The sequence below is a fragment of the Streptomyces sp. NBC_01381 genome, assembly GCF_026340305.1.
Lineage (GTDB): Bacteria > Actinomycetota > Actinomycetes > Streptomycetales > Streptomycetaceae > Streptomyces.
Genome location: NZ_JAPEPI010000002.1, coordinates 2,018,551 through 2,028,182, shown reverse-complemented (window position 1 = coordinate 2,028,182; position 9,632 = coordinate 2,018,551). Strand labels below are relative to the sequence as shown.

The following is a 9,632-nucleotide window of genomic DNA, read 5'->3' as shown; positions in this document are numbered from 1 at the left end:
GGCCGGTGACGATGCGGACCTCCACGGCGCCACGCAGCACAGCCTCCGGCCAGGCCTGGCCGGAGGCCGTGCTGCGTCACCGCGTTCGTACGACGAGGAGGTGGAGACGACGGCGCACGCGTCCGGGGTGATCGCCCTTGGTGTGCGGCGCTCGGGGTTATCGGCCAGGCGTGGCGCCAACGCCCGCCACAAGGGCTACGAGGCCGAGCACGTACTGCCCAAGCACCTGGTGTCGGGCGACGCGGAGCGCGGACGGGTCCTTGCGCTCCACGGCCTCCCTTCAGCGCGCCCTCGGACAAGCCGCACGCCCACGCGCCAGCGGGAGCCCGCCCCAAAGGTGATATCGGAGTTTGGGGACGCCGCTCTGGCATGAACTCAGCGCTTGCCCCGCTCCATCCACTCGTCCAGTGACCCTTCCGCCGTCCGCTCCCGCAGATCAACTCGCCGGATCTTGCCGGAGATGGTCTTCGGAAGCTCCTCCGTGAACTCGATCCGCCGGATCCGCTTGTACGGAGCCAGCACCGACCGGGTGTACTGGAAGATCGCCTCTGCCGTTTCCTCGCCCGGCGACCAGCCCTTCGCCAGCACGACGTACGCCTTCGGGACAGCGAGCCGCAGCGCGTCCGGCGCGGGCACGACCGCGGCCTCCACCACCGCCTCGTGCTCAAGCAGCGCGCTCTCCAGCTCGAAGGGCGAGACCTTGTAGTCGGAAGACTTGAAGACGTCATCACTGCGGCCGACATAGGTGAGGTACCCATCGGCGTCCAGCGACCCGATGTCACCCGTGCGGTAGTAACCGTCCGCCATCGCCTCGGCCGTGCGCCCCGCATCCCCGTGGTAGCCGGTCATCAGGCCGACCGGGTTCGCCGCGAGGTCCAGGGAGATCTCGCCCTCCGCCGCTCCCGGTTCGCCGGTGACCGGGTCGAGGAGCGTGACCCGATAGCCGGGGCTCGGCCGGCCCATCGAGCCGGGGTTCAGACGCTGGCCCGGGGAGTTGGCCACCTGGACCGCGGTCTCCGTCTGGCCGAAGCCGTCCCGGATCACCACGCCCCAGGCGCGGTTCACCGCCTCGATCACCTCGGGGTTCAGCGGCTCACCGGCCGCCACGATCTCCCGCGGCGGAGTGCCCAACTGCCCCAGGTCGGCCTGGATCAGCATCCGCCACACCGTGGGCGGTGCGCAGAAGCTGGTGACGCCAACCCGGTCCATCTCCGCCATCAAGCTGCCCGCGTCGAAGCGCGTGTAGTTGTAGATGAAGACCGTCGCCTCCGCATTCCAAGGCGCGAAGAGATTCGACCACGCGTGCTTGGCCCAGCCCGGCGAGGAGATGTTGAGATGTACGTCGCCGGGCTTGAGGCCGATCCAGTACATCGTCGCCAAGTGGCCGACCGGGTACGACACATGGGTGTGCTCCACCAGCTTCGGCTGCGATGTCGTGCCCGAGGTGAAGTACAGCATCAGCGGGTCGTCGGCCGCCGTGGGGCCGTCCGGCTCGAAGTCTTGCGCGGCCGACGCCGTGTCCGCGTACGCCAGCCAGCCCTCGCTCGGGGAGTCCTCCCCGACCACGATCCTTGTGTACGTGCCGGGCACACCCCCGAACTTCTCGACGTCCTCGCCGCGGGTGATCACATGCCGCGCCCTGCCCCGCTCGATCCGGTCCCGCAGATCAACCGTCCCGAGCAGCGGGGTCGCCGGGATCATCACCGCGCGCAACTTCATCGCCGCGAGCGCCGTCTCCCACAGCTCCACCTGGTTGCCGAGCATCACCAGGATCCGATCGCCGGCCGTAACGCCCTGCTCCCGGAGCCAGTTGGCCACCTGGTTCGAGCGTGCCGACAACTCGGCGTAGCTGAAACGCCGTTCTCCCCCGCCTTCCTCCGTGATGTGGAGCGCCGTGCGGTCATTGCCCTCGGCGATCGCGTCGAACCAGTCCAGCGCCCAGTTGAACTGCTCGAACCGGGGCCAGCTGAAACCCTCGTACGCAGCCTCGTAGTCCTCCCGATGCCGCAGCAGAAAGTCCCTCGCCGACCGGAACTCCTCCGTCACGCTCTTGTCCGTCATCTGTCGCCAGCCACCCTTCTCGCATCTCACACGCCGACCTCACGGCCGACACCTCGCCCTGCCCGAGCATGACCACCCACCCGCGGCCGACCCTCACGCCGCGAGCCGCATTCGAAACGGAATGCCCCCTGATCCTGGTGCCTTCAAGACGTCGTCGGCGCGCCCCACATAACGTGATGTAGCTGTCGTCGTCGCGCGATGCCGCAGCAGGACGTCCCGAGCGGTGCGGAACAGTTCCGTGCCGCCGCCGGTGCCCGTCGTCGTCATTGCGCTCTCCCTCGTCGCCGGTCCGCTGCCCCGCACCTTTGCCGGGCTCATTGCCGGACGCCACTCAACATCGTGTAATTCGTGCTGCGGGTCTCACTACCCCCGGACGGGGGTGTCCGTTTGCGGTGAAGGGGCGACACGCGTGACGGCTGACGGCGGCGATGCGGTGGAGATGCGGTCCGCTCTGCTGCGGCTGCGGCGGGGCACGGGCCTTCCGGTGGCCTTCGGCGGGCTCCTCGAAGGGCAGCGTCAGGTGCGGATCGGCGAGCTGAGCGGCACGGGGACGCGTGCGCTGCGCGGGCTCGCGGTGACCGCGGGCAACGGTCTCGGCGGCAAGGCGGTCGCGCTCTCGCGTCCGTGCGCGGTCACGGACTACCACGATTCGCGGCACATCAGCCATGAGTACGACGGTGCCGTCGCCGCGGAGGGGCTGCGCTCGGTCCTCGCGGTGCCGGTGGTGGTGCGGCGCCGGGTGCGGGGCGTGCTGTACGGCGCCCTGCGTACCGCCCAGCCGCTGGGCGGCCGGACCCTGTCGGCGGCGGTGGCCGCGGCGCGGGACCTGGAGCAGGCCCTTGTCGTACGCGACGAGGTGCGCCAACTCCTGGTGACGGCGCGGGAGCCGGTGGCCGGGCCCGCCGCCTGGGAACAGGTCCGCGAGGCCCACAGCACGCTGCGCGGCCTGGCCCCCCGCGTCCTGGATCCGGCGCTGCGCGAGGAACTCCTCGCGGTATGCGGCCGCTTGGCCACGGCGGCGGCCCCCTCCCCCGAACGCGACGTGTCCCTCGCCCCTCGTGAGGTGGACGTCCTGACGTGCGTGGCCGGCGGCCTGACGAACGCGAAGACGGCGGAGCGGCTTGGGCTGCGCCCGGAGACGGTCAAGGGGTACCTGCGGGCGGCCATGCGGAAGCTGGGCGCGCATACGCGGTTGGAGGCGGTGGTGGCGGCGCGGCGGGCGGGGCTGCTGCCGTGATGTGCATTTGGCCTCTCCGGCGTTTGAGGAGCGGGGTCTGGGGCGGAGCCCCGGGACCGAGCCACGGTGGGGGTCCGGGGGCTTGCCCCCTCACGCGGCGGAGCCGCAAATGTCACAGCCGGGAAGCCGGGAAGGGGCGGGGTCGGGGAAAGAAGCCCCGCGCCTCAGCCCTCGATGACGGTCCCGAATCGAACGTCAAAAGAAGACGCCGCCCCGGCGAGCACCCCCAGCATCCGCTCCCCCTCCTCCACCAGCTCCTCCCGCTCGGCCCGGCTCACCCGCCCGAACGGCTCGATGGTCAGCACGCCGCCCCCGCCCTTCGCGTCCTCATCCCACCGCCACACGCCACCGAGAAACCCGTCGAGCAGGAAGACGCAGTACGCGAAGTTCCCCTTCCAGGTCCGCCCCTTGTACTCGGCGGGCACGACCCGGGCCCGGTCCGCGTGCGAGAGCAGGAGGTTGTCGAACTCGGGAAGGAAGCGCGGCGGAGCCGGTGTGTCCGCGTCGGGGCGCGGGGCGTCGGGCAGGTCGAAGAGCTCGACCCCGTTCTCGTCACGGAACGTACGCAGTCCGGGCCGGAGCCGCTCGAAGACCTCCCGGAGGCGGGTGAGCCGGGCCCAGGTCTGCATGTCCTTGACGGAGGCGGGCCCGAAGGCGGCGAGATAGCGCAGGACGGTGGTGTCCATGGTGGCGTCCATGGTGGCGTCCATCGCGGACCCCGACGCGCCGCCCCGCACCGGCCGCCGCTCCCCCGCACCGCCGCCGAGCCAGTGGTCGAGCGTGGTGAGCGCGACCTGGCCGCTGCGCCGCCACAGCCCGCGGGGAGTGACCTGGACGAGCGGCAGCACACACCGGGCAGCGATCGCCAGGGACTGCGGATCGGCGTCGGGCCACCGGACGAGCAGCACCTCGCGCAGCTGCTTCATGGTGCGGGGCTCCGCCTCGACGGCCTCGCGGGCGAGCACGGCGAGCTCCTCCAGGTCGACGCCGACGAGCCCCTTCCGGAACACCGTCGCCATCTCGCGTTCGAGCGCGGGCTGCATCATCGGCCGCAGCGCGAGGGCGTCCTCCGCGGTGTGCAGATGGATGGTGGAGCGCATGGTGACGATGCGGACCGCCTCCCGCGCCTCCATGAGCGCGGACAGCTCCAGCGGGTCGAAGTCCTCCAGGCGCGCCGCGAGGGCGTAGTAGGGCGGCTTGACGTTCTGCGCCTGCAGGCCGAGGAGATGGGCCACGGCGTCCTTGGCGGACAGATCGGCCGAGCGGCGCAGGAGGAGCTGCCGCTCGAGCGTGGCCCGGTTGAGCGCACGCGTCCCAAGGACCGGGGCGACGCCCCCGGAGGACGCCGCCTTCCTCGAACCCAAACCCGAACCCGAACCCGAACTCGCCCTCGTCTTCGTCATGTTCCGCACGCTAGCGGCCCTTGCGGACACCCGCGGTCCGCAAGTCGGCCGCGTCGTCGCCACACCCGGGCCTTTTGAGCCGTATATCCTGCTCCGTGGCCATCTAGACATACGTTCGACATGGGAGGCACCCAGCATGGCGGAGCGCCGCGCCCGGCCCGCACCGACCACCAGGAAGCACGGCTGGCGGCGCGCCTCCCAGGGCGATGGTGCGCCGACGACCGGGAACGGAAACCCCGGCGATGTCATGTCCGCCGCCCCGACGGATGCGACAGCACCGGACGCCGCGAGCGTGGTGCAGGCAGCCCTCTACCGGGACGGCGTCCGCGTCGCGACGCCCGCCTCCCTCGCCGACACCTTCCGCGAACTGCGCGAGCAGCAGGACGGCATGGCCTGGATCGGCCTCGCCCGCCCCACCGAGGCCGAACTCGTCACCCTGGCAGCCGAGTTCGACCTCCATGAACTCGCCGTCGAGGACGCGATGGAGGCCCACCAGCGTCCCAAGCTGGAGCGGTACGGCGAGACGCTCTTCGTGGTCCTGCGCGCGGCGCGCTACCTGGACGCCCCCGAGGAGGTCGACTTCGGCGAACTCCACGTCTTCGTGGGCCCCGACTTCGTCATCACGGTCCGGCACGGCGCGGCCCCCGACCTCTCGGCGGTCCGCCGCCGCATGGAGGAGACCCCCGACCTCCTCAAGCTCGGCCCGGAGGCAGTCCTCTACGCGATCCTGGACGCGGTCGTGGACGGCTACGCCCCTGTCGTGGCCGGCGTCCAGAACGACATCGACGAGATCGAGACGGACGTCTTCGGCGGCGACCCCAAGGCGTCCCGCCGCATCTACGAACTCTCCCGCGAAATGGTCGAGTTCCAGCGCGCCACCCGCCCCCTGGTGTCCATGCTGCACGCCCTGATGGCGGGCTTCGCCAAGTACGGCACCGACGAGGAACTCCAGCGCTATCTGCGCGACGTGGCCGACCACGTCACCCACACCAGCGAACGAGTCGACGGCTTCCGCCAGGCCCTGACCGACATCCTCACGGTCAACGCGACGCTGGTGACGCAGCAGCAGAACGCGGAGATGCGGGCGCTGGCAGAGGCGGGGTTCGAGCAGAACGAGGAGATCAAGAAGATCTCCTCGTGGGCGGCCATTCTGTTTGCACCGACATTGGTGGGAACCATCTACGGGATGAACTTCGAGACGATGCCCGAGCTGAAGTGGGCGGCTGGGTATCCGTTCGCGATTCTGCTGATGGCGGTCGTGTGCGTGAGTCTGTACTTCATCTTCAAGCGGCGGGATTGGCTGTAGTAGCGGACTCCAAGCCGTTGATCAACTTCGCGTACGCGAAGGCTCGTTAGGGTCACTCCTGACCCCCTGGGGAGAATCTGGGGAGAATGCGCTGCGCTGGGGAGTGCGCAATCGCCTCCCCCCTGCTGTTCCACACCTGTCGAGAGCCTCGGCTCCAGTCGAGCACTTGCCGTTGACCGTTACCGAGAGTGGCTGGCGAGACGTTCGGCATCGGACGAAAATCCGTTGCCTGCCGGTCGCCTTCCTGGTGCGATGCAGGGGTTTCGATGGCGGGAGGGGACGGCTTGGCAGTGTTCGGGTGTGCGGGTTGCGGTGCGGTGCTGACGGCGGCGGTGTCGGAGGTGGCATTGCCGGTCCACCTGCGCGACACCCACTGGGAGAGGTTGCACCCGCCCCTCCTGGAGGCAGGGACGTATGCCGTCGACCCCGAGCCGTACGGTCCGCCCTGGCAGACGTGGGAGGAGTTCGGAGCGCAGGAGGCGGCAGCGCGAGGAATCTTCGCCCCGTCCGGCAACCTGTCCGACGGACCGTCGGACACCATCCTCCTCGCACCCGGCGACATGCGCGGCACCAGACTGATCCTCGAACGGGCCGCGGGCTACTGCATGGGCATCGACGGACGGGACGGGCCGAACCTCGCCTGCCTGAGCTGCGATCTTCCCGTTGGAACAAGGATGGACGACTGCGGGTGCTGGCAAGTCGTCCGACTCCTCCCGCAGGCGATCGTGCGGCTGCCCGGCCCGCCGGAGCGGCCCGTCACGGACTGGCCGGAGCTGCTGGCCACCGGCGCACTGTGGCAACGGCTCGGCGAGTACCGGGACATCCCGGCGGGCGTGGCCCTCGCCCACGTCGTGGTGGCCGCTAGGGGCTGTCCAGTGGAGGTGGTGCCCGGGCCTGTCGCCGAGCTGTTCAGCCTGGCCCTCGCCGAGCTACTACCTGCGGGGGAAGCCACGAAGCGGCTGGACCTGGCGGGACCGGGGCTCAGTGAGCCGGCCGCCGAGCTGGTGCTGGTGCCGCTACATCCGCAGACCGGCGAGATGTGGCAGCCGAGCGGCGGCGCCGTGGCCGTGCCCCTCGAGGCCACGCTCTGGGCCGAGTTGGTCTTCCCGCCCCATCGCACGCGCCTGCCGACGGTCGGCGGACTGCCAACGGGCGTGGAGCGGGATGATCCGCTGCCGCCACACCCGTGGTTGCCATTCCGGCCGTCTGGTGATGCCTTCCGGTACACGCTGGCGCGGATGCCCGCCGTCCTGGAACCGTGGCTACGGGAGATCTACGGCCGCGGGTATTGACCCGGCAGCATTGGATCCTCAGTGAGGTGGCCAATGAACAGTCACGTTCGAACGAACCAATTCGCGGGTCACTGCGCCCGGTGCAGCGCGGAGGTCGCGGCCGAGGCCGGCGTACTGCTCCGCAGCGCATGGGGCGGCTGGGTGGTTTATCACCCAGCACACGCGCCGACACCCGATCCGGACGGCACCACGTCGGACCCCACCGCGATGCGGCCCAACCGGAGAGAGGGGGAGTGCGAGGTCTGTGGCTCGCTCGTTCCAGCAGGACTCGGTGTACTCGTGGACACCGCTTTCGGCGGATGGGACGTGTACCACCGCGAACATGCCCGCGAGCCTGCACCGCCACCCCGACATCACCACACAGGTTGGCACCGACGTCGCCTCATGTCCCTGGACATCGCGACCACGGGAAACAGATACAACGTCGACCGGATCCTCGGTGCCGCGCTGCGCACCAGCGACGGGACGGTGCAAACCTGGCTCATCGATCCTGGCCCCGGCCCGCTGTCTGTCGCGCCTCGCAAGAAGCACGGCATCTCGGTGGAGCACGCACGTACGCGCGGGGAGCCTGCCGCTCAGGCACTGGAGGAACTGACAGCCACGCTCGTCGGGCATCTGGTGACCAAGGAGCCTCTGGTGGTCTGGCACTCGCCGTTCGTGCTGACCTCCTTGGAGACGGAACTGCTCCGGCACGGGCTCACGCCGCTGTCCGATCGCCTGGCCAACGGCCTGTCACCGATCTGCGACCCCCTCGTCCTGGACCGGCACGCCGAACCCTTCCGCTCCGGTCGGCGCTCCCTGGAGGCCGTCGCCGAGTGGTACGGCATCCCGCACGAACGCCCCGGTGATCCCTCCTGCGATGCCGAAGCCTCACTCGTCATCGCGCAGGTCGTCGCAGCCTGCCATCCCGCCATCGGACGATTGTCCCGACCTGCGCTCCACCGGAAACAGGCTGACTGGAACGAGCAGTTCGTACGGGAGGCGGAGGCTCGACGCCCCGAGAGGAACAGAGACCGTCATTGGCCCCTTGAGACAGTCCAGGTACTGGCCTGGAAGGAACACGATCCCGCCTGACGCGGCGATGGTGGGATCGGCGATGCCGAGAAGTTCAATCAGCCAGTTCACCGCGATGGCGGGGCTGGTCGCGGCACGACGTCGCACGGCCTCAGCGTCATCAGCGAGCAGTGCGTCTTGTGGGCAAGTTGGCGAATCCCGAGCTCGCCCAGGTGCAGCAAAACGGGTGGCACAGCGTGCGCTGTGCCACCCGTTCCCCCTCACACGCTCGCGAGGCCCTCTGGTACGTACTCAGGAACCACCCCGAGCAACGCATCGACGGCCGCCCGTCCCTTCCCGCCAGCATCCGGCATGAAGTGCGCGTAGTGGTCGAGCGTGATCGTCGGGCTGGAGTGGCCGAGCCAACGGGCCAGCGTGACGACGGATTCGCCCGCTTCGAGGATGACCGAGGCGTAGGTGTGCCGGAGGACATGGAAGCCGTCCTTGCGGGATGCCTTCCAGCGCTTCCCCTTCTGCCGCATGGGGATGACCCCGGCCGCGGCGAGGGCAGGCTTCCAGACCTCGTCGTTGAAGATGTTCGCGAGGATCGCGTTGCCGTACGTCGTGGTTCAGGGCGAGTGGGAACGTCCGCTTCTCCCGCTCCGGCTCCGGCCCGCCCCACGGCAACTCGACCTCGGCGGCCGGGCACTGCAGGCAATGGGCAGCCAGCTCGACGTCACCCGGCGGGAGCCCCAAGACCTGCCAGCGCACCGACTTGGCCCGCATCGGGTTGCGCAGCAGGCGCTTGTCGTCGATGGCCGTCTCGAAGATGTTCGAGAGGGAGGTGAGGATCTGACGGGCATGGCGCGGAGCGCACCCGCCTTCGAGCGTGGCGATGTAGCCGCGCAGGACGGTCGCCGTCACGTCCCTGCGGCAGGACATGGAGGCGTACACGCTCGTCGACGCGTTTGACCGTGCCCGGCGCACCGCGAACGCCGGCCCTCCAGTAGTCGGCGACGGTGATGGAGCCATCGCGGCCCATCCGCCGTTCACCCGCCGCTCCCGCGAGGCCCTCACGCACCACGCGCACGGGGGACGTGGCCCATGCGCGCCTCCACACCCGGACCAGTTCGCCCGGTCCGTCGGGGTCACCGGACCGGGCCGCGATGGGCGGAGCGGCGCATGCGCTTGGTGATGTAGATGAGGTCCGCCACGAGCAGCACGATGCCGATGACGAGCAGGAAGAGCAGTCCGTCGACGGTGGCACCGATGATGCCCAGCACGATCGCAATGATGACCAGGGCCAGGAAGAGCGTCATGAGGGCTGCCCCCTCGGTCGG

General features: G+C 69.9%; 9 protein-coding genes. 4 read left to right on the top strand and 5 right to left on the bottom strand.

The window, feature by feature from the left end; all coding sequences use genetic code 11:
- Positions 1-375: 375 nt before the first annotated feature.
- A complete protein-coding gene (locus tag OG453_RS30595) occupies positions 376-2,061 on the bottom strand; it encodes an AMP-binding protein (protein WP_266871799.1) in 1,686 nt (561 codons plus the stop codon).
- A 93-nt stretch (positions 2,062-2,154) separates the two neighbouring features.
- Entirely contained in the window at positions 2,155-2,328 is a 174-nt protein-coding gene (locus tag OG453_RS30590; RefSeq protein ID WP_266871798.1) for a hypothetical protein, read from the bottom strand.
- A 172-nt stretch (positions 2,329-2,500) separates the two neighbouring features.
- Here OG453_RS30590 and OG453_RS30585 point away from each other — a divergent pair, with 172 nt between their 5' ends.
- Entirely contained in the window at positions 2,501-3,298 is a 798-nt protein-coding gene (locus OG453_RS30585; protein WP_266873183.1) for a LuxR C-terminal-related transcriptional regulator, read from the top strand.
- Positions 3,299-3,462: 164 nt separating this feature from the next.
- Here OG453_RS30585 and OG453_RS30580 read toward each other — a convergent pair whose 3' ends face one another.
- Positions 3,463-4,701, bottom strand: coding sequence for a winged helix DNA-binding domain-containing protein (locus OG453_RS30580; RefSeq protein ID WP_266871797.1), 1,239 nt, complete (start codon positions 4,699-4,701; stop codon positions 3,463-3,465).
- Positions 4,702-4,837: 136 nt separating this feature from the next.
- On the opposite strand from OG453_RS30580, the gene OG453_RS30575 reads away from it, so the two are divergent.
- The 3 genes from OG453_RS30575 (at position 4,838) to OG453_RS30565 (ending at position 8,373) form a co-directional block, all read left to right on the top strand.
- Positions 4,838-6,007 carry a magnesium and cobalt transport protein CorA gene (locus OG453_RS30575; protein WP_266871796.1) on the top strand — a complete coding sequence of 390 codons (1,170 nt, stop codon included), beginning with the start codon at positions 4,838-4,840 and terminating at the stop codon, positions 6,005-6,007.
- 284 nt (positions 6,008-6,291) lie between these two features.
- Positions 6,292-7,299: a hypothetical protein gene (locus OG453_RS30570; protein WP_266871795.1), complete on the top strand. Its 1,008-nt coding sequence runs from the start codon at positions 6,292-6,294 to the stop codon at positions 7,297-7,299.
- A gap of 384 nt (positions 7,300-7,683) precedes the next feature.
- Positions 7,684-8,373 (top strand): hypothetical protein, encoded by a 690-nt coding sequence (locus OG453_RS30565; protein ID WP_266871794.1) that lies wholly within the window; start codon positions 7,684-7,686, stop codon positions 8,371-8,373.
- 200 nt (positions 8,374-8,573) lie between these two features.
- On the opposite strand, the gene OG453_RS30560 is transcribed toward OG453_RS30565, so the two are convergent.
- The gene (locus OG453_RS30560) at positions 8,574-8,834 is read right to left on the bottom strand and encodes a tyrosine-type recombinase/integrase (protein WP_266871793.1); all 261 of its coding nucleotides are present in this window, start codon (positions 8,832-8,834) and stop codon (positions 8,574-8,576) included.
- A gap of 606 nt (positions 8,835-9,440) precedes the next feature.
- Complete coding sequence (locus OG453_RS30555) at positions 9,441-9,611, bottom strand: hypothetical protein (protein WP_266871792.1); 171 nt, start codon at positions 9,609-9,611, stop codon at positions 9,441-9,443.
- Positions 9,612-9,632 lie beyond the last annotated feature (21 nt).